Source organism: Bacteroides faecium (assembly GCF_012113595.1).
In the GTDB taxonomy this organism is placed as follows: domain Bacteria; phylum Bacteroidota; class Bacteroidia; order Bacteroidales; family Bacteroidaceae; genus Bacteroides; species Bacteroides faecium.
Window position 1 is genome coordinate 5,850,851 of sequence record NZ_CP050831.1, and the last position, 21,116, is coordinate 5,871,966.

The window sequence follows — 21,116 nt, forward strand, 5'->3', positions numbered from 1 at the left end:
GGGATTAATGATTAGTGTATATTTTAATAGTTTTTCCTTCCACGTCGATAGAAACCCTGCCCGTCTGTTCCAGTAATTCCACAAGCGGGGCTATCTCATTATAGCGGTTGATATAGCAGCCGAAGCGCAAGTCTTTCGTAGTTTCGTCTCCATAGATTACATCCATATCATACCAACGGGCGAGTGTTTTCATAATATCTTCCAGTCGCTGGTCTTTGAAGTTAATCTTTCCGTGTATCCATGAAGTGTAAAACGCAGTGTCTACGTTGCGGACATTAATCTGATTACTACCCGGAGTGATGCAAGCCTGTTCGGACGGTTTCAGAATCCGGTTGCTTCCATTCTCTGCCTGTACCCTTACCGAGCCGCTGACAAGCGTCGTCTGATATTCTTCGTCTGCGTAGGCTGATATGTTAAAGGTGGTTCCCAGTACTTCGATGTTCATCCCTTTGGTTTTTACGATAAAGGGGTGTCCCGTTTTGCTTACTTCAAAATAGGCTTCTCCTTCCAGTTCCACCAAGCGGCAGTCTTTTGCAAACTGAACCGGGAAGCGGATAGAACTCATAGAGTTCAAATGCACCTTACTTCCATCGCTCAACGTCAACTGGTATTCGCCGCCGCGAGGAACGTTTACCTTATTATAAGCAAGTTTATCGGATGAACGGTCGGGAGTCTGCCGGTAATTCAATGTGGTGGAATCCACTTGGATTACCGTCCCGTCTTTTTCTTTCAACTCCACTCCCGAAGTGGATTTCAAGTCGATTGTTTCCCCGTTATCCAGCGTAAGGGTGGCTTTCTTTCCGCCCGGAATGATTTGCTCCGTTGCATGAGCTACCGGATGACGCTCGTTGTAGGTGTTACTCTTATAGATTGCGAAAGTAGCGATGGCCAACGGAAGAATAAGGATGGCGGCATATTTGCATACGTTCAACAGGCGGTGTCTGAAACGATGATGTTGTATTTTCCTCTGTACCCCTACCCAGCCGTCTTCCGTACTGAAAGCCTGCCTTTTCCGCATATTCAGCTTTATGCTCTCTTCGCGGCAGATTTCCTGAAAGAGCCGTTCGTTTTCGGCAGATTCGTTTCTCCACTGCGTCAGTTCCGCCAGTTCTTCCTCTCCTATTTCTTCGGACAAGTACTTGGCAATAAGCCTTGCAACATAGAAATATTGGTTTATCATAATTCACATGTTTTAATCGTTGTTTATTCTAAAACAGGTGAATTGAAAATCAGGGTGTATTAAAAATGATTTTTTTTTAAAGAAACTATAAAAAGTAGAAAAGCAGGTAATAATAATCCTTCAAATATCCGCGCAATTTACGATAGGCTATCTTCTTTTGAGAGTGTACCGTCTCTCCCGAAACATTCAACGCTTCCGCAATCTCCGGATTGGTTTTTCCTTCAAGGGCCAGCCGCATAATACTTTTCATCTGGGGCGGCAGCTTGTCGATAGCATCCACCAATATACGGTAGCTTTCTTCGGCGATAACTTTATCCTGAAAGAAAGAGTCTTTGCCCATTTCCATGACTTTTTGGGCATACTCATTCATTACTTTGGTGTGCTCCAGTTCATTCAGGGACTTATTACGTACTGAAGTATAAAGGAAGGATTTAATCTGATGCACGTACATGAAGTCATCCCGCAACTGCCACAACTTGACAAAACATTCCTGAACAATATCGGCAGCCAACGCGTCATCTTCGACATACTGATTGGCAAACATACATAGAGCTATGTAATATTTGTCAAATATAAAGCGGAACTGTGCTTCGTCAGCCAGTTTAATGCTTATGTTTTCAGTTGTGTGAATCACGTATATCCTTTCTTTTGGTTACAAATATACCATTTGAAAATTATGTAACCAAAAAAAAGTGAAATATCACAATCTTTGCCGCATCACAAAGCCCTCGAAGAAGTCGTCACGATAGCTGTTGCCGATAGCAATTTCATACGATTTTATGAATATATCATTATTATCAAACGATTCGATGTGAGCGGTATTGACTATATATGACTTGTTCACGCGCAGGAAAGTAGCTTTAGGCAATAAGTCGGATATGGCTTTCAGGCTCATACGGGTAATGATACGCTGGTCGCCCAGTTGGATAATGACATAATCTTTCAGTCCTTCGATAAAGAGAATATCGGAGAAGCTGACTTTGAAATACCGTCGTTCCGCCTTTACGAAGAAATATTCGGCAGAGGCAATTGTCTCGATGGCTTCCTTTTCCTCTTTCAGTAACAGGGAATGATAAGCCAATGCCTTGTCCACTGCTTTCCGAAAACGCTCCTGTTCGACAGGTTTTATCAGATAGTCAATGGCATCCACTTCGTAGCTATCCAATGCATATTCCGTGTAGGCAGTGGTGAAGATAACCAATGTCCGTTTTGAAATCGTCCGTGCAAATTCAATTCCCGTAATCCCCGGCATCTGAATATCCAGGAAGACTAAATCGACTCCGTGCTGCTCCATATAGTCGGAAGCGGTAGCAGCACTGTTAAAGCTGCCCGCCAACTGAAGATTATTTGCCTCTTCTATCAATAACTTCATGGCTTCGCGCGCCAACGGTTCATCATCTACTATTATACAATTCATAATGTTATACTTAAAATTACAGAATAACGGTTTTCATCTTCTTTTAGTTCCAGTTGGTAGCAGCCGGGATATAACAACCCTAATCTGCGTTGAATATTCGCAAGGCCGATTCCGCCCACCTTGCCTTTGCTCACGGCAACGGACGGTTTGGAGTTCTCGCAATGAAATTCCAACCGGTTATCGTCTACTTTGAAAGAGACACGAACGGACGAAGGATGCTCGCTATCGAAACTATGTTTCACCGCATTCTCTACAAACGGGATAAACAACAACGGCTGAATCCAAATAGATTCAATATCCCCCTCTTGCTCCATTGTGAACCGGAAGTTATCACGGCGTATCTTTTCAAGGTTCAGATAATCGTTCAGGAAACGGATATCCGAAGCTAACGAGACTCTTTCGCGCGAACTGTCATTGATTTGATAGCGTAGCAAATCTTCGAGTTTGAACAGGACTTTGGAAGCCTCTTCCGGATTTCTCTTTATCAGGACATTGGCGTTATTCAACATATTGAAAAGGAAATGCGGGTTAATCTGATTTTTGAGAAACGTCAGTTCTGATTGCAAGGTGGTGGATTCCAGTTCGTCAATGCGCAGGTTGTAACGCAGCCAATGGGTGAACAGTGATATGGCTGCCGAGCCTGCCGTAACGAATCCCAGAGTAAGTATCCCCGAAAAGGTATTGATAAATGTAGCAAACCCGTCGGGGTTCCTGACAGGGAGAATCACTTCAAAAAGTGCCCCTTGGGTAATCGAAAGAAAAGTGATTACCACTAGATTCATTAATATGGCAGCCCCGATATAACTGCCGAAACGATTCTTCAACAGGAAACGGGGTACTAATAAATACAAGTTCGCATATATCACCGTGTCCATAGACAAAAAGTAGGCCAGGCATCCGCCCAACCGTTTCCAGAAAGAAACGATTTGCAGAGGCTCGTACCAAAATACATTAATTGTAATCAGCAGGACCGCCGATTGCAACAGGAAATGCCTGTGTATCCTGTAATGAGGGCTTAACAGAAAAGAATTGATTGTCATGCTTCCCCCCCTCTCAGTTCCAGCCGTATGCATTTCGTTGTCAATAACAGTTCGTAATGGTCGCCATACAGCAAGTTCAGTCTTTGCCTGATTCGCTCCAGCCCCCTGCCCTCAGAGAGGTCAAGTTCCGGACAAAGACAAGTGAATATAACCGTGCCCCTCTCCGCTTTCAAATGGATTTTTAAGGAAACTGGAGCCGACAATTGCCGCTCGTGCAGCAACTTTACGACATACTGCACAAAAGGGATGAAAAGCAAAGGCGGAACCAACATTCTGTTCACTTCTCCTTCCGAAGTAAGTTCATAGTTCAATCTCGCCGATGCCCCCTGTTCCAATGTCAGATAATTGGTGAGGAAAGCTATTTCACTGCTAAGAAGCACTTTCTGCCGGCTACAATCATAGAGTTGGTAACGAAGCAACTGGCTCAACTTCATCAGCATTTTCGACGCCTTATCCGGCTCGTTCAATGTCAGTTCTCCCGAATGATGCAAGGTCTTGAAGAGGAGTTCCGGACTGACTTGTTCTTTCAGTTGCTCCACTTCGGAAAGCACGTGGGCTTTCTCCATTTGCGAGACACGCTGATGGTCTATCATCCATTCTTTCAGGAGCACGGTCATCGTTCCGCCTATAATGCAAAGTGTCGACAGTATAAAAGAAGAGATATAATCCATTATCATGGGGACTGAAAAGTAGGAACCCCGTGCATGGAGTTCCGGCCAGTAAGAATAAGCCATATATTCCACTATCATCTGTATCAACAGCGCAATTATCATTGCAGCAGAGAGTAAGAATGAATAGGCGATATAACGCCTTTTCAGCAGGAATTTCGGGAACAGCCAAAAGAGGTTCATACAGACGACAACAACATAGGTGAGCAGGTAGATGAAAGTAAATATATAAATCCACGCGCCCAATATCTCCCGGTAGTCCATAAAAATAATAAAGACCTGATTGAAAGAGATAGTGCCCAGCACCATAATGAGCATCAGATACCGTACCCACCGGAATTCCGGACTGACGAGTAATTTATATAAAAAGGCAGAGTCATTACCTGTTGCAATATTGCTTGTTGCCATTGATTCGGTTGCCATACGCTTTATTGAGGGATTTATTGAGGAATTCATTGTTACCGGAATCAGCTATTCCCAGCGTACACGGTTTCCCGGGTACGAAGATAAAGCTTTTTCCGGTAAGGTTTCTATACCATTTGGCTAAAATTCAAGTTTATAACTCACATTTGTCAGTACTGTGGAGCTATCGCTGACATCAATCTTTCCGGTTTTCACGTTATATTCATGTCCGTAGTACTCTTTCGCTCCGGTAAAGTTCAGTCCTTTTACGGCAAACTCATGGGATACTTTCTTCTTGTTGATACGGTAGCTGACGGTGTAGTTGCCGATAAGCATGGGCGAATATTGTTTGGAGAAGGCTCTTGTCTCGTCATACTGTACTTCTTTGTCGGGGTGGCTCATCGTTGCTTCCACGTTAATCGGGGAATAGCGGTCGCCGCCCTGCAAAGTCAGTTTCAGGTTGACGCTAAGGATATTCTGTTTGTTGCGTCCCAACATCCATTCTTTGCCGACAAGTCCGTTGATGACATAGTTACGGTTAAACTTCGTGTTGTACCATTTTCCGTCGCCACCACGGTAGCGGGAATCGAACAGGGAGCCGGAAATCATGTAATAAAGCCCTTTCTCCAGAAAGCGTTCGAGGGTGATGTCGATTCCGATGTTACGGCCTTTTCCTTTGTTGACAAGGGCGTCTTCCACGTAGAAGTCAGAGCGGCTGAGCACGGAATAAGAGCTGTCCGCCATGACAGGGACGTCGTGCAGGAATTGGATATACGGTTCTATTTTCAGATTCATACGGTCGGAAATCTTGTAACCGAAGGAGAGCATGATGTGCTGGGCTTTCGTGAAGTCGAGGTCTTTGTTGACGGACTTGTCGCCTGTGCTTTTCGTCTTTACAAAATAGACGTCCATTTTTTCCATGCGGCTGTACATTCCGTAGGCCAAGGCGAAAGTAGCTTTCGGGGTGGCTTGCCATTTCAGACCGGCACGGGGTTCGACAGACCATTGATTGTTCAAGGTCAGAAATTGTCCGTAGATACCGGCGTTGAGAGTCCAGCGGTCGCCCAGTCCGACAGAAGAGCTGTTGTAGGCGGAAATCAAGCTCGTATTGCCGTCACCTTGGGAGACGGTTTCCAGCAGATGGGCTTCATAAGGGGCGATGGCGAGATTCATATTATAGAACATGGCGTTGTAGGTGAAGCCAGTTTTATTGGTGAACCGGTTACTGAATTTACGGTTGAAGGTACTGGTCAGTATCAGGTTGGCATGTTTCGATTTCAAGTCCATATAGGGAGTGGTTTCCAAAGCATGGTTGAACATGGATGCCCCGCCGTCCAGTTGCGAGTAGGTGGCGGCAACGGTTGTTTTCAGTGATGCGTCGCTATTGAAGAAATAGCGGTGGCTGATACCGCCGGCTGCCATATACTGCTTGTCGCGTGACTCGCTACGGTCGCCAAGATACTCCCATTTTTCTGTATTCTTCTCCATGTCGCTCTTGAATTTGTCAATCAGGCTGGTTCCCCAGATAGAGAAAGTTCCGGCTTTCTGCGTCGGGAAGTTAAGTTTGAAGTTCAAGTCCTGATAGTCCATCGTTCCACCGTCAAGATTGAGCAGTCCGGTGGTGGAGTAACGGTAGTTGAAGATATACGATGCTTTATGTCTCTTGCTCAAAGGACCTTCGGATGCGACGTCAAGACCCATGATTCCTACCTGGATGGTATTTTCGTTCTTCTGGTTGTTTCCATTGCGCAGCTTCATGTCGAACACGCCGGATACGGCATTTCCATATTCCGCCGGGAAAGCTCCGGTGAAGAAATCGGAATTTCCGAGTACCTGCGAGCTAAGAGAAGAAAGGATTCCCCCGCCTAAGGTGGCAATATCCGCAAAATGATTCGGGTTAGGGATTTCTACGTCTTCCAGTCTCCATTGCAACAGATGGGGAGCATTGCCGTGAATGGAAATTCCATTCGAGGAAACGCTGGGAGCTACTCCGGCAAAAGAGGAAACCAAGCGTGCAGGGTCGTCAAATCCGCCTGCATAACGGCTTGCCTCTTCCACGCTCAACATGCGTGCTCCGGTGGTAGCCATTTTGTTCATCGCCTCTTCTTTGTTTGTCCGGGCACGGACTACTACTTCATTCAGTTCGTTCACACTCTCTTTCAGAGGTATCTCCAAGTAGATTTCTTTGGCAGAAGTCACCAATATTTCCCTAAAAACCCCTGTTTCATATCCCATAAAAGCTGCCTCTACCGTGTGTCGTCCGACAGGGACTTGCCGGATGGCGAAACGTCCGAGACTGTCCGTTGTCGTCCCCATCCCTTCTGTGCCTGCCAGCTTCACCGTAGCATACGGTATAGGATACTTCGAGTCTCCGTCGACTACAATCCCGCGAATCGTCTGCACGGGGCGGCTTTTCCGTTCCGATGTCTGCCCGAAAGCAGCTACGGACACCAATAAAGCAATTAATAAGAGTATCCACCCTCCATAACGATACATCTTCCGTGTGAGTTCTTCGCTCAACACTCTTTCCAATGTTTTAAGCACTACCCCACATTCATCTACTGATACTCCCGAACGGGTTGCTATCTTCTCCAACAACATAGTTTTATTCATCTTCATGACTTATTCTGTTTTTTATTTCGGTACGAAGATAAGGGACAGGACAGTGCACGTTTTTCAAATGAGACGAACGGGCTTTGTTTGTAGACAAGATACGGGATTGGCAAGACATTTATTATTCTTTTTCACGACTGCTTCTTTTATGTTACTGCATCAGAAATGAATGAAATTGTACGGAAATGAATGAAAATTTGTTTTCAATTACTGATTCATATAAGTAGAACATGAACTTTTGACTCATAAATTTCACCAGTTTCACCTTATCTCTGAAACATCGATGAATAAGGAGATAGCGGGTGAAAGCGTAGAAAAAATCAAGGGGAAATCTCCCGTTATTGCTTTCACCTTTCAAATTTATTTAACCGATTGCTGAACATATAGAGCCACCGTACTGAATATATAGATTCAATGCGGTAAGTATATAGATACAATGTGTTGAATATACAGTTCTACCAGCTCAAGTGTTAGTAGATGAAACTCAAGGTATTAACACCTGACGTCCAGGCTATTAATACCTGATGGATTATCTGTTAATACCTGACAATGGATTTGCTATAAGCATATTTTCATTAGCTATAATCATATCCGGATTAGCTATAATGATATTGTTTTTAGCTCAAGGGATATTTTGAAAAGACAAGGTGAAACCGAGAATGTTCTGTTTTACCAGAATTTTTCACTTGCTTTCACCCGCTATCTCCTTATTTATCGGCATTTCGACAATCAGGTGAAATCGATGAACAGCAATGAGCTTATAGTGGCATTTACGATACTTTATTGATTAAGAAAGAGGTAAGTTACGCAGTATTCCGCTATCGAATGATTTAGGACTCCACAGTTTAGCTCAAAATCATGAGAAAATGAATTAAACTTTGGTACGGTTTCCCTGCTACAAAACAAATTTCGATATGTAAGTCAAAAAAATCCTTTTTAATTGGCTATACAAAGAAAATAATGTATTTTTATAGCATATTGTATAGTTTATTTTATACTATATATGTATGTATCTAATATTCAAACACATAAAATAGAATATATACATTTACCTTACATAAATAAAATAATAAAGCAAAGTCAACATTAGATTTAGACATGAAAACATATCAGACAAAAAAGGGAACCAAACTTCCCTCTCTATACGAGAATAAATTAGGTATATCGAAGTTTGCACCAACAATAATAACGATAATACTTAGAGAAAATAACAGCGGGATTCCGCTGATAGCATAACGTTATCCACATAAAAAAATAAAAATGAATACTGAAAAAGAAATATTTATATCAATAATAGAAACTTGCACAGAAAAGAAAATCGTTAATCTAAGCAAGAAACTGGAAAAGAAATGTTCATTCGAGAGTGGCAACGATGCTGAAAACTTATGCCATTTAGCTTATTACCTTTTTGTTTATGGGCATGAGGAAAAAGCTCTTGCAGTCTGCAATCTCACCCACGACATTTCCTTTCCTGGAAAAAGAAAATTTGGAGTGTGGAATTTTATTTTAAACATCTGGGGGCTGGAAGTTTACCTTCTACAAAGGCGAGGAAATGTAGAAGCAGCCATGGCACGTATAAAAGCAATAGACAACATACAAATGCAACCCATCGGGATTTTTGCTGAGAATGAAGAGAAACATCGGAATTTTGAAAACCAACGAAGAGGTAGATTTACTTATCCTAATGTTTTAAGGCAAAAGGAAATTGAAGCCAGTAGCAACAAGCAAATTGCAAACGAATGGAGATTTATTGCTCTGTTTACTATGCTTGGTTATGGTGTTACAGGACTTTATCCTAACTTGGTCGAACACTGGGAAGAATTGAAACATGATATAGATGAATATGTCGCAATTCTCTCAAATTCAAAATGAGAAGTCGAAAATGGATAACAATCGCCAAACCGCCTAAGTTCGGTTAGCCGAAACACATTATAATAAATATAATCAATGAATTATGGCAAGATATGAATTAGGAGCAATTTATAAAATGAATGGAAAAAATGGAATTGTTTATTATGTGAGACTTCTGACTAAAGATTGTTACGGAGTTTTTGCGCCATTGCAAGGTGGATTAAACGACGAAACATTTTCTAAAACACCTTATCGTCTCTATTTCGTTTGTAATTCTTTTCCTGTGAAGCGAGGTGTATGGGAAAAAATCCTGCCATCTCTTGATAAGACTGATATAAAACGTTGGAAACGTCCTGACCGTTTAGCCAATTTTGCCAATTTCAACAGGAAATTATTTCTTGAACAATGCCTAGTCTACCATGAAGATGGGAATCTCTACAAATGTGAAAGTAAAGAGATATTTATAAAACTGGTGAAGTCTGGGATGATTTCAAATATCTTCAATAGACATGAAAATATACCAGCCTTTTTAATGAGTTATTATGAAGATTATCCGAATAACTATATTATAGAGAAAAAATTTATTCATACTGGAACTTCCGAATACCAAAAAGAACAATTAGAAGTTCTGAATGAATTAGGATTTGATACTAAAGAATTATTATAACAAGCACCTGCACTGCCTAATGGCAGCAAGCTGCAACACATTATCGGTCAAATAATAAAGCAGAAAAAAATGAAACTAAGAGAAGAAATAGAACCTAAAATTATTCAAATAGAAGAAATATGTCCGCAAGTATCGAGGTTACTACGTGGGTATGATAGTGAAAAGGACAATAAATGTTTGGATATAATAAAGAAACTTTCTGAATTAACTCACAAAGTTATTACTAAAGATATTCTTTCTGAATATATGGAAGATGACTCTATTTGTATGGTTGCTCTTAGGCTTTCAATAGGGACTCCACCATTACTCCATATTCCATTATCGTGTGACGAACTTCTTGAAATCATACAAAGAATACATTCTAAGAATTATGTCGAATATAAAGTTAAGGCTTTTCCTGAAGATGAACTTTGGTGGGTTCTGTCACACGATTATTATGTTCCGTTATTGGAAAAAAACATGGAATTATCAGAACCTTCGCTTATTCGTGAAATGCTATATCAAGAAACTGTATTTGACAGTTTGCGGTATAAGCCGGAAGAAGTACTTGAAAAAATTTTAGGTGTAATGAAATAGACCGATAACAAACAGCAAACCGACTGAACAAAGCGGAACGCTGCCAAACCATTATCCGCAATAAACAAAGAAAACAGATATGGAAAAAGAAAAGAAAATCGAAGAAGCCAAACAGGTATTAAAAAAAATGCTTGTTGACGAGTACAATATAAAATCAGCCGACCAGTTTTTCTCTACCGAAGGCGAGGTAATGGCTGAAATATACGAGAGTATGAAAATTGAACAAGAAAATTTTAATCTTACAGACGACGAATTAAATAGTCTTTTAGATTCAATTTTCGATGAAATGTAAATGCGGATAACACGCAGATTATCCATAAATAAGATTAATATGCAAATACATGAAGCTGAGACAAATAAATGCAAGAAAAAATTAATGTTTGAATCGAATGAATTTGAACAGGGAATAGAATTTGCTCTTGCTAATGGTTGTGATGGTTTGCAAATAAGGAACACTTTTGGTGCAGCGATGGACTTCAGACTTTTTGAAAAAGTTGCCAATCAAATAGTATTCTTATCCATAACCGGCATAAGTCCTATCCATATCACAAATTTTGAATACATATACTCTTTTCAAAAGTTAGAAACTTTATATTCTGAGGAAGTGGATTTACCTATAGATTTTAAAAGATTTGGTGCACTCCAAAACATTGGTATCGTATATAATAAGAACTTCCAAAACTTAGATAAATTGAAGCACTTGAAAAGTGCCGTTATTCGCAAATTCTCAGGACAAGACCTGCGACTGTTCTCTAATTGGGAGTCTATAAAGGTATTACACATATATCAATCAAAAATAGAAAGTTTACAAGGTATAGCAGAACTAAGATATATTGATACTTTAGTTCTGGCACATAATAGGAAACTGAAAGATATTAGCAGTATTAATCAGTTAAACTATGTAGCAGATCTTTCATTTGAAAAAAATAGTGGCTTACGTGACTATTCCGAATTAGCAAATAACCAAAGTGTTCATGGTCTTTTTATATCAGAGTTGGACAATCTGGAGTTTATCAAGAGCATGGAGTCTTTAACATCATTCCGTTTTTGGAATTGCAAAGATGGAAATTTGTTTCCATTATTAGAAAGTCCTACATTAAAAAAAGTATGCTTTACTCCTAATAAGAAACATTATTCGCATACAATGGAGCAAATTAATAGATTGATAACAAACACCTCAATCGCCCAAAATGGCGATTAACTGCCGAACATTATCGACTATAAACAAAAAAAAAGAATTGTAAAATATAAGTAAATATGAAATACTATGAATTAGCAGATTATTATAAAAGAGATGTAAACTTTGTATTTGATGAAGAAAAGAATGATTTAGATTACTTTGCTTTAAGTGAAGGTCATCCTGTTATCTACAATCATCCTATCTATTATACTATTGATAAGATTGATTCTTACATTGATAAATATGATTTGTTGCCAACATTAGGTCCTTTACTTGTTAGCAAAAAATTTAGAAACACTTTTTCTTTTCTTGAAAATTCTGAATTACAATTTTTTAATGCTGTTATAACAGATAAAAAGGGGAATCAGATTAATAACTTTTTTGCATTAAATATAACTAATACATTAGAATGCTTGGATTTGAATAAATCTGTAATAGAAACAACAAGATATGGTATAAGAACAATGAAGAAAATCTTTTTCTTAACGGATGCTCTTAACAATTTTTCGATAGTACGTATGAAAGAACATAAATCTTATATTGTTGTTACGGAAGAGTTTAAGAATATATGTGAAAAATCCAATCTGAAAGGGATAAGATTTTTAAGTGAAGGAGATTCAATTTATACAAATGTATAAATTGGTCGATAACAAGCGGCTGTGCCACCCATGAAAAGGTCGGTTAGCCACCGGACATTAGCCACTTTTAATGATAAATATATGGAAGAATTGAGAATAATAGGAAAACCAACTATTTATGGAGATTTGGATTTTTTAGATCGTTTCAGCTTTACGAATGGGCGTAAGTTTCCAACTTCATACCAGAAATTCGTTAAGAGATTCGGTTATGGAAGAGTATTGGGTGAATGGTTTATCTATATTCCAATGGGTGATTATGGTGATTCTTGGAATATTCGTTCAGAAGAAATTAGATCAACTTATTATGATGATGTAATTCAAGGAGAACTTTGGTTTGATTTAGAACCTGACGGCACAATAGAAATTGTAAAACAGTTAGTTCCTTTTGCTCAAAGCGAAAATGGCTATTATCTGTTTTGGAATATTGCAAGTCAACCTATAATAAACGAGTTTGATATATACATAACAGATTTTAGAGGATTAGGAGTGAGAAAAGTAGCTACCTCTATAGATGAGTTGATTGACAAGATGATTGACAAAAATAGATTCAATGAAGTTATGCCGTTATTCTGTCAAGAGCCATATTCTCCAATTTTTGAATGCATAGAGGAACTGCATTAATAGAACTAAACAGTGCTTACTGATAAAATAAATAAGGTGACTTACAAACGGCTCAACTGCCCTAACGGTCTGTTAGCCACCCAACATTAGCAATTTAAGAGTATGGAAGAAGAAAACTATTCATTACCTCAGTATGCTTTCGAAATCGAATTTGAATGGGAAAAGGAGAATGAAGAATCTATCCACAAGGTTTGTCCGCGAACTTTTAACAGATGGTGGGGAAATGATGTGTTTTGAATAGGTTACTAACAAGCGGACAAATCTCCCGCAAGATATTCCTGATATTCATACTTTTTCCGCATTTGAATCTATAAGTAATAGAAGAACAAAATATCTTTTCCAGGGATGTCTTTTAATTTAGATTAATAGTTTTGATAATAATTGATTTTGATTGATCCACACGCTATCTTTGTGTCGGTAAGGATATATTCGGTCAATATATAAAAAAGATGAATATACCTGCCGACTCCCTTACCATTATTTACAATAAGAGTAATAAGAATGGATAATTTAGAACAATACTGGGAACAATGTTTTTCCCCGTTTGGGCATAAGTTCGCTGAGTTTCGTCCCAACTACCAAGAAATGGAGCAAACGGACAGTATAATTGCCGCATTATATTGGCTGGAATTGGAAGTATATAATGGTGGATTTCTCCAATTTTTCTGTAATTGGGGATATGATGCTTATTTACTTACACTCAAAGGATTGGAAACTATCAGCGCGACAGTCACCAAACAGCTTCTAATGTAGGCTTACAGTATCATCCAAAGATTTAAAGATGACAACCGATTAAAATCGTTATGGGACATTCCTCAATATCTGACAGAGGACGAAAATTCTAAATTAAACGAAATAGACCGGGAATACTGGGAAGATAAGGAACATATTATGCGACTTATGCTTCTAAAATTTCATCCAGAGTTAGTTATAAATATAGACAATAAGAAAAGCTAACCTCTAAATGCAAGCGTTATCCACCGAATTAAAGATAGAAACATGGAAATATTGTATTTGATATTATTCTCTCTGCCTGTTCTTATAGCCTATTTGTATCTGAACAGATATATCAAGAAGAAAGGAGATACTTCCTTGAAAAGTATAACTTTCCGAATAGCTATATGGATACACGGAATAGCATTGTTACTTACAATATTCTCTGCTATCCTTTTCTATAAAGAAATTATTATTCGTTGGGGAATAAGTTGGTATATAGTGTATATGACAATTCTGTCCGGAATAACGATATACCTGACCGTATCTAAGAAAACTGCACATTATCTGTGGTGGAAGCTTTATTCGGGCATCTATTATTGGGGAGTCGCAATAAGTATTCCATTTTGGTTTGTGATAATGTTCTTTGTCTTTTTTATTTTCCATGCTAACCCAATATTCAAAAATCGGCAATTCTGCATTTATGATACAAGTTCAGGAAACATTCATCCCAAGTATCATAATAATATCATTTATAAGAACAAAGGACTATTCCTAAAGGAACTGACTTCTTTCGAATATGACGGAATGGTTTGGGAAATACACGATGTTGAAACTAACGACGAAAACACTATATATGTTCACTTAAAAGAAATACGGACTGATAGTTTAGAAATAGCAAAAGATAGTATTTTGACAACAAAGACCGATGACTGACAATCATCTGAATTACTTAATCAATGGTATGAAATGGAATCAAACAATATTGGCATTTTTTCTACTGCTCTTATCGGTTCTACCGATTACAGCAGTCGGAAACACGAATGAACAAAGTAATATGAGAATACCCTTAAAACAAGAAAGCGGCAATCTTGCCATACAGTTGGACAGTATGGTAATAAAACTTATTGATTTCCATATCCAACCCTGTCCCTGGAATGACCGCTCCCCTCAAATACTGTTGAAAATGAAAATTAAATCTCAAAGTAATGAATATGAAACAGCCTTAAGTTATTATGAAATAAATAATAGTCAGATTCAAAATAATTTTCCACTAGCAATAGGAAAGTATCTTTTTAACCTTGATATTCGTAAAGACAGCGTAGATTTACTGATTAGCAGATTAAGAATAGGAGATACATTCGTTTTCGATAGAAAGTATAAAAAAGGTATCACAATAGACGGACTTACCATAACCTATGATTACGGCACAACTGCAAATCTAATCGACGAAAATGGAGATTTCGACGGATACAAAATCACCGATTCATTTAAGTTGTCCGAGAATGGCGAAGAAGAAGTTGTTTCATTTCTCTATGTCAGTACAGGAGTCGCAAAAGACAATGTGAGCGTAAACAACTGGAAAGGTTATAAAATTGAAGTATCGGATAATTATTATGAACATGAACCTTTGAGTTTGAAAGTGACCAAGGAATAGATTTTAGATGGCATAAACATGAGAGATAAAGATTATTATTTTGAAGGAGATGTAAATCTGACAATAAGAGTATCAAATTAGATTTAGACTTCTGTAACTATAAAGATAAACCTGTAAAACAGTCAGAAAACTAAGAAATCATTTTTAATCTGTACAATGTCTATTAATTTTCGAAAAAAGATAGGAAAAATGAAGTTCTTTTGTATCTTTGACAATTAATTGAAAAGTAAGATTGCTATTCTTGAAAAAAGATTAGTTATCAATAAAAACCAAAGTAGAACATATTTTGTTTATAATGAGTAAGATGTGGCGTAAAGGCGTATATTTGTTTGCATGGTGTACAGTAATGTTATTCGCAGCTTTCCCTCGTTTTGTGTTGGAAGGCGACATGGACTTTTTAAATAATATAGCTAATAACAAGGAATATATTATAGGTTTTGTTATTCCAATGGTTATGATTGTTGTTGGTTATCTTTTTGATGTTGCCTATAGTCTTACAAGTGTAAGACCGGGATATAATATGTTAAAATTTGGATTTATATCAAGCATCCTTGTTTTTGCATTTTCTCTATTGGGCATAGTTTTTACTATGTATTTTACAAATTCGTGTGCAAAGATTTTCTGTTTTGTACTGACTTTTTTGCTAGTTTCTGTTTTAAAAGGAATCAGTTTAATCATTGCAGAGGATGAAGTTGTTAATGTAATAAAAGTTTCTTGAATATGGTTCTATTTATTATTATTTTAGTACTTCTTATTGGAGCTTTGGCAGTACTTTTGTTTAGTATAAAGCCTGCTGAAAAATCACAATGTAAGATTGTTAAGGCTGGAGATATAAGCAAGGTTACAAAGTTAACTGCTACAATCAATAATTTAGATAACAAATCTTTTGTTTATGAAAGAGAAAAAATAGATTTATCTAAATATGACATATTTGTAGTTGATGGAGAATCTATGGCAAAGAAAAACATTCATACAGGAAATGGACTTTTGGTCTCTAAACTGTATGGTGAAGAAAAATTTAGATTATCAGGAACTCCTTTACTTGTTTTTGAAATAGATAAAGAACGAAAACATATAAGAAATCCCCATGAAGACATACCACTATTTATAGAATATAAGTTGCGAGAGTTTATAGGATATATAAGTAATGATGAAGGATTAGGAGTTATGATTCAACAACTTTCTGCACAAGACAATATAGATGAAGAACGTAAAAATAACATCTTTCAGAAATTTCATAAAGCTTTCGATTTTTATGATGGCACCACCCCTCTGATTATGTCTTATACATACCCTGACGATCAACTTGGTTATTCATTCCATCATCCTCGATTTTTAGTAGGAAAGGTTGAATATATCATACCAAAGAAAGCTATTCAGTTATAATATAGATAATTGTAGTATATATAGTAAAGGTTATTTTTCCTCAAATTCAGGAAAAGTAACCTTTTATACTTACTGAAATATGCGCAAAAAATGAAAGAATAATCAGAATAGGTCGGACTTGAATATCCCTGATAATTCACTGCATAATTGTAATGGAGAGAGCCGATATAAAGATTTAGGCTCTTATTTACAAGCATATATTGATGACGATGTTTCTGCCAGCGAAAATAAATGGAAATTAGCTGAAATGTAAATATGATGCTAACGGCTGACATCAAAAAACTTAAAAACAAAATATTATGAGCAAGAAAAAGATTACTTATTTTGGTGAAGTAGACAATCAGGAAGAAGATTATTTCGAAGGAAATGTAACTCTTGACAATAAAAGTGTCGAATTAGACTTAGACTTTTGTAGCTATGAAGGCAAACCTGTAAAATGGTCGGAAGAACTGGAAGATTATCTTTCCAACCTCATTAAATACAAGTCGGTAATTGACAAAGCCATATTGGATGATTATGAAAACGGTGGAACAACGAACGAATATGTCCAATGGCATCTTGACGAATGGGATGCTATTGATGATTTATTGCCAAGAACAGATTCGACTAAAACAAAAGAAGAACAATTCCTGTCTCTATTGATACAGAGAGTAGAACTGATAGCTTTCTATCCCGGAGATACAAGTTATGCAGTATGGGATTATATGATTGATAGTGAAAATTCCGATGAAATAGTTGTGGTTCATACCGATAGTAAAGGAAAGATTTTAGATATTACCTGGGAAAGCTAACAGATGACTGACAATCTGCACATCCTTTCGGTTTTCTTACATTGATGCAAGATTGGTTCGGAAATAATGGTGTACGCATAGAAAACAAATAGTCAATACTGAAAATATAGTCAAACTATGATATACAATAATTCTTATACTGTTATATTAGACGATCTGTCAGAATACATAAGTACCAATTATGAATCTCTGCTCAAAGAAGATATGCTCCAATTAGAATATAAAAATTACATTATTGACGTTGGGTTTTACGCTAAAGAATTTATCCTATACATAATAAAAGACCATAATTGGAATATTCCGATAAGGAAGGAACAAATACAAGAGAATGACATTATCAGCAAAATAAATAAAACTTGCATTGAAGTCTTATCTATGAACTTACAAGAATTAATACCTGAAAATAAATTTGACATTGAAGCTGTCAGGCGTTTGTCTGAGAACAATACTGGACAAATTGCTTCAATAGCATTACCGCTTCTGGAATGGATTGCAGATATGAATTGGCCTGTGGCCTCAGAGTTAATCCACGTATTACCCCGGTTTCATAAAGAGTTGCTCCCAAGTATCAGATGCATACTTATTGACCAGAAAAAAGACCTTATCTGGAAGTACTGGATTATTACGCGGCTTTTAATTCAATTTCCCAAAGAAAGTCAGTTGGAACTTCTTCCTATTATAGAAAGATTAGCTGAACTTACTCCGAAAAATGAAGATGAAATAGAACTGAAAGAAGGAGCCTTGAACTTTCTAGAAAATATAAAATAATATTTTGAAGCTGTATGATAGAACACATGAATATTTCTGCTTTGGTCTGTGTTTCCTTATTGGATACAAGAGCCTTAGTAATGATGTTAGGTGCACTCTTGATTAGCCCCTAAAACAGCCAAACCTTTCAGAGCAAATGTTCTATTTTTAAGATTACAGTAAGAAACAGTTGCTCTAAAAAGAATGAGTTACAAAATAAAATGCATAAATCGATGCAACAATATGCAAGAATAGAGTTCCATTCTGTATAAAACTGCCTGAATTATACATCCTCTCCTACTTATAATACATTCGTTGGTTTAAAAGAAACGAAGTGTTCCTCGGTGTCGAACACTTCGTTCCTCACCGAGAAGCTTACCTTTCATCGGTGAGGAAGTTATTAATGAGGTTATTTAGCTCATTTTCTCTCTAGTTTATCACGAATATCGGATAAGAAAAACATGACAGAATAAGCAAAAATCCATGATTATACTTTCCAAATGGAAAACACAAACGGAAAAATAAGTACTATTTACTCAACAAATCCTTAAAATGGTATAATGAGAGATAATCGTATTTACAAATGCCGGGAGATTTTCTATTCTTTCTCATTGAAGATTACAATTATACCCTCTCCTACTTGCGTAAATATTCCTTTTTTAAGAAAGGTCGTTTTTTCAATACCCAGTTGACACAATCTATATATCTTTCACACAAACAAATTTCCACCAGGGGAAAATAGCCAATAATAGAGGCAGAATCGTTATTTCGGATATAGCTGGGAAACACGAACTTTGCAAAGTGAAAATGGATGAGCTGCAACAAGGATAATGGCCAGTCTTTAAGCAGTTAGTCATATCAATATGTATTAATTAAAATAATAAAATTTAGAATGAAAACAAACAGAATTGTGATTGCATGCCTGATGCTTATTTCAGGAAGTTCAATGACTTTTGCAGGTGAAACAGTTGAAATGGAGTCAAACAGACAGACACAAGACAAGAAAGCCAAAGACGAATTTATTATCGACGAACATACAGCCATCGTTATGACGGACCCTCAGAACGATTTTCTAAGTGAAAAAGGCAAAGGTTGGGGACTTTTTGGAGAAAACATTACCAGGAATGGTACAGTAGAACATCTGAGACAGATATTTGATATAGCCGCAAAGAAAAATATGCTGGTATTTATTTCTCCGCATTACTATTACAAACACGATCATCAGTGGCTATTTGAAGGTCCGGTAGAAAAGATGATGCATGAGAATGGTATGTTCGAGCGGAAAGGTCAGCTTACCGGAGAAGATTTTGAAGGTTCCGGAGCAGACTGGTTGGACATCTACAAACCATATATCAATGATGGAAAGAATGTTATTGTCACAGCACCTCATAAGCTATTCGGTCCTGAAAATAACGACCTGATCCTGCAACTTCGTAAACGCGGAGTAAACAAGGTGATTATTTGTGGCATGTCCGGCAATTTATGCGCTGAATCTCACTTACGTGAGTTACAAGAAAGAGGTTTTGAGGCAGCAGTAGTATTTGATGCCACAGCTTCGGCAATCATTGGAAATATGAACGCGGATGATGCTTCAAAAATCAATTTTACTCTTTTAGGCGAGAGAGTTTATACGACGGATGAATTAGTAAAAGAAATGCAAACACGATAAGATTTTCTTAGAAGTAATGGAAGAACCTGCAAATCATTGAATTTGCAGGTTCTTTTTAATTTTATCAAATCCTCCCCAATGCAGTTTTAGGCGAGATTATCATGTTTTGACAGAGATTCTTCACAAACACTTATATACTCAATTATCTTCAATAAGACTACAAGAAGATAATCAATCCAATGACAGTAAATGCTGTATATACACAGTTTATATAAAACGGAACTATTAATAGTCGAGGAATATACTCCGATTTTTTAAATGAGGATGAACCCTGACTGCCCAACAAAGAAAGGAAAAGTACAAGACTAAAAATGATTTGGCTTACCAGCAACCACACCGGATATTCCGGTTTAGAAGATACTGCCCATGTCTGAAGCAAAGGAGTAATGTTTTGCAAAAAAACATGAGCGGCAAAATAACTCAAAGAAGACACAACTTCCTTTTTCTTCCGCAGAAGTGCATTTATAGCGTAAATGCCCATTCTAAGCTGTCCCACCAGTATGGAAAGTTGAAAAAAGTAGAAAATCCAAGCTATTGGATCTTCTGTGATTCTATCGGTAACAAAGTAATCATAAAACCAAAGTGAGGACACGCAACTTATTGCTATAAGTCCGACACAAATAAATGAAGCACTTCTTTTATTCATAGCTTGCAGTATTCATCTTTATTTTGCAATATATCACCCCAAACAGGCTTAACCGTTAAGGTAAAAATCCGGTTTTATCTTTATCGGTTATTTCCCGAATTACCTTACAGGGGACTCCTGCGGCAATTACATTTTCCGGAATATCCTTGGTTATCACACTTCCTGCACCAATCACCGAATTCTGTCCGATAGTAACGCCACCCATAATATGAACTCCGGCACCAATCCATACATTATCTCCAATAGTTATCGGACGGGCATAACATCCGCCCATGACACGTTCCTGCGGGTCGAGTGCATGATTTGCCGTGTACAGCCCTACCCGTGGTCCGAACAATACATTATCGCCTATCGTAATATGATTCCCGTCCAACATGATACAATCAAAATTAGCGAAGAAATTATTCCCGATACTTATATTAAATCCGAATTCACACCGGAAGTTGGGTTCAAAGTGAACACTATCGCCGATATGTTTCAACAGTTCTCTCAATAACGCTTCACGGATTTCTTTAGGTTTCCCATATGTAGCATTGTATTCATTAGTCAGAAAGACTGCCTGCTCCCTTCTCTGAACCAGCTCCGCAGACAAATCATTATACATTTCTCCTGAAAGCATTCTTTCACTCAATTTTTTATTTTCCATATATGTC

At 37.6% G+C, this 21,116-nt stretch carries 24 protein-coding genes; 16 read left to right on the forward strand and 8 right to left on the reverse strand.

All coding sequences use genetic code 11. The features are described from left to right. Positions 1-4: 4 nt before the first annotated feature. From BacF7301_RS22210 to BacF7301_RS22235, 6 genes are all read right to left on the reverse strand, one after another. On the reverse strand, positions 5-1,180 hold the full coding sequence (locus BacF7301_RS22210) for a FecR family protein (RefSeq protein WP_167966240.1): 1,176 nt from the start codon (positions 1,178-1,180) through the stop codon (positions 5-7). A gap of 85 nt (positions 1,181-1,265) precedes the next feature. After that, positions 1,266-1,814 (reverse strand): RNA polymerase sigma-70 factor, encoded by a 549-nt coding sequence (locus tag BacF7301_RS22215; RefSeq protein ID WP_167966241.1) that lies wholly within the window; start codon positions 1,812-1,814, stop codon positions 1,266-1,268. 66 nt (positions 1,815-1,880) lie between these two features. Beyond that, positions 1,881-2,597, reverse strand: a complete 717-nt coding sequence (locus BacF7301_RS22220; protein WP_167966242.1) for a LytR/AlgR family response regulator transcription factor — start codon at positions 2,595-2,597, stop codon at positions 1,881-1,883. Then, entirely contained in the window at positions 2,594-3,637 is a 1,044-nt protein-coding gene (locus tag BacF7301_RS22225; RefSeq protein ID WP_245208282.1) for a sensor histidine kinase, read from the reverse strand. The genes BacF7301_RS22220 and BacF7301_RS22225 overlap by 4 nt, the downstream gene beginning before the upstream one ends. Beyond that, complete coding sequence (locus tag BacF7301_RS22230; RefSeq protein WP_167967283.1) at positions 3,634-4,713, reverse strand: sensor histidine kinase; 1,080 nt, start codon at positions 4,711-4,713, stop codon at positions 3,634-3,636. Before BacF7301_RS22230 ends, BacF7301_RS22225 begins: the two co-directional genes overlap by 4 nt. Positions 4,714-4,848: 135 nt before the next feature. Further along, positions 4,849-7,326 (reverse strand): TonB-dependent receptor, encoded by a 2,478-nt coding sequence (locus BacF7301_RS22235; protein WP_167966244.1) that lies wholly within the window; start codon positions 7,324-7,326, stop codon positions 4,849-4,851. Positions 7,327-8,580: 1,254 nt separating this feature from the next. On the opposite strand from BacF7301_RS22235, the gene BacF7301_RS22240 reads away from it, so the two are divergent. The 16 genes from BacF7301_RS22240 (at position 8,581) to BacF7301_RS22310 (ending at position 19,817) form a co-directional block, all read left to right on the forward strand. Beyond that, positions 8,581-9,192: a DUF6707 family protein gene (locus tag BacF7301_RS22240; RefSeq protein WP_167966245.1), complete on the forward strand. Its 612-nt coding sequence runs from the start codon at positions 8,581-8,583 to the stop codon at positions 9,190-9,192. Between the two features lie 82 nt (positions 9,193-9,274). Then, positions 9,275-9,838, forward strand: a complete 564-nt coding sequence (locus tag BacF7301_RS22245; RefSeq protein WP_167966246.1) for a hypothetical protein — start codon at positions 9,275-9,277, stop codon at positions 9,836-9,838. A 69-nt stretch (positions 9,839-9,907) separates the two neighbouring features. Beyond that, positions 9,908-10,414, forward strand: a complete 507-nt coding sequence (locus tag BacF7301_RS22250; RefSeq protein WP_167966247.1) for a hypothetical protein — start codon at positions 9,908-9,910, stop codon at positions 10,412-10,414. Between the two features lie 79 nt (positions 10,415-10,493). Next, complete coding sequence (locus BacF7301_RS22255; protein WP_167966248.1) at positions 10,494-10,706, forward strand: hypothetical protein; 213 nt, start codon at positions 10,494-10,496, stop codon at positions 10,704-10,706. Positions 10,707-10,745: 39 nt separating this feature from the next. Beyond that, positions 10,746-11,615 carry a hypothetical protein gene (locus BacF7301_RS22260; RefSeq protein ID WP_167966250.1) on the forward strand — a complete coding sequence of 290 codons (870 nt, stop codon included), beginning with the start codon at positions 10,746-10,748 and terminating at the stop codon, positions 11,613-11,615. Positions 11,616-11,671: 56 nt separating this feature from the next. Then, a complete protein-coding gene (locus BacF7301_RS22265; RefSeq protein WP_167966252.1) occupies positions 11,672-12,232 on the forward strand; it encodes an imm11 family protein in 561 nt (186 codons plus the stop codon). Positions 12,233-12,313: 81 nt separating this feature from the next. Then, positions 12,314-12,853, forward strand: a complete 540-nt coding sequence (locus tag BacF7301_RS22270) for an SMI1/KNR4 family protein (protein ID WP_167966254.1) — start codon at positions 12,314-12,316, stop codon at positions 12,851-12,853. A 102-nt stretch (positions 12,854-12,955) separates the two neighbouring features. Beyond that, positions 12,956-13,090, forward strand: coding sequence for a hypothetical protein (locus BacF7301_RS26070; protein ID WP_256380246.1), 135 nt, complete (start codon positions 12,956-12,958; stop codon positions 13,088-13,090). 264 nt (positions 13,091-13,354) lie between these two features. Further along, the gene (locus tag BacF7301_RS25995) at positions 13,355-13,606 is read left to right on the forward strand and encodes a DMP19 family protein (protein ID WP_245208283.1); all 252 of its coding nucleotides are present in this window, start codon (positions 13,355-13,357) and stop codon (positions 13,604-13,606) included. 246 nt (positions 13,607-13,852) lie between these two features. Then, the gene (locus tag BacF7301_RS22280) at positions 13,853-14,503 is read left to right on the forward strand and encodes a hypothetical protein (protein WP_167966256.1); all 651 of its coding nucleotides are present in this window, start codon (positions 13,853-13,855) and stop codon (positions 14,501-14,503) included. Positions 14,504-14,624: 121 nt separating this feature from the next. Next, positions 14,625-15,224, forward strand: coding sequence for a hypothetical protein (locus tag BacF7301_RS22285; RefSeq protein WP_167966258.1), 600 nt, complete (start codon positions 14,625-14,627; stop codon positions 15,222-15,224). Positions 15,225-15,528: 304 nt separating this feature from the next. Beyond that, complete coding sequence (locus tag BacF7301_RS22290) at positions 15,529-15,942, forward strand: hypothetical protein (protein ID WP_167966260.1); 414 nt, start codon at positions 15,529-15,531, stop codon at positions 15,940-15,942. A 2-nt stretch (positions 15,943-15,944) separates the two neighbouring features. Beyond that, positions 15,945-16,610: a hypothetical protein gene (locus BacF7301_RS22295; protein WP_167966262.1), complete on the forward strand. Its 666-nt coding sequence runs from the start codon at positions 15,945-15,947 to the stop codon at positions 16,608-16,610. A gap of 299 nt (positions 16,611-16,909) precedes the next feature. Continuing rightward, positions 16,910-17,401, forward strand: coding sequence for a DUF2004 domain-containing protein (locus BacF7301_RS22300; protein WP_167966264.1), 492 nt, complete (start codon positions 16,910-16,912; stop codon positions 17,399-17,401). 117 nt (positions 17,402-17,518) lie between these two features. Continuing rightward, the gene (locus tag BacF7301_RS26000; RefSeq protein WP_245208284.1) at positions 17,519-18,169 is read left to right on the forward strand and encodes a DUF5071 domain-containing protein; all 651 of its coding nucleotides are present in this window, start codon (positions 17,519-17,521) and stop codon (positions 18,167-18,169) included. A gap of 952 nt (positions 18,170-19,121) precedes the next feature. Beyond that, positions 19,122-19,817, forward strand: coding sequence for an isochorismatase family protein (locus BacF7301_RS22310; protein WP_167967285.1), 696 nt, complete (start codon positions 19,122-19,124; stop codon positions 19,815-19,817). Positions 19,818-19,974: 157 nt separating this feature from the next. On the opposite strand, the gene BacF7301_RS22315 is transcribed toward BacF7301_RS22310, so the two are convergent. After that, on the reverse strand, positions 19,975-20,463 hold the full coding sequence (locus BacF7301_RS22315; RefSeq protein WP_167966266.1) for a hypothetical protein: 489 nt from the start codon (positions 20,461-20,463) through the stop codon (positions 19,975-19,977). Positions 20,464-20,518: 55 nt separating this feature from the next. Next, positions 20,519-21,109, reverse strand: coding sequence for a sugar O-acetyltransferase (locus BacF7301_RS22320; RefSeq protein ID WP_167966267.1), 591 nt, complete (start codon positions 21,107-21,109; stop codon positions 20,519-20,521). Between the last annotated feature and the right edge of the window lie 7 nt (positions 21,110-21,116).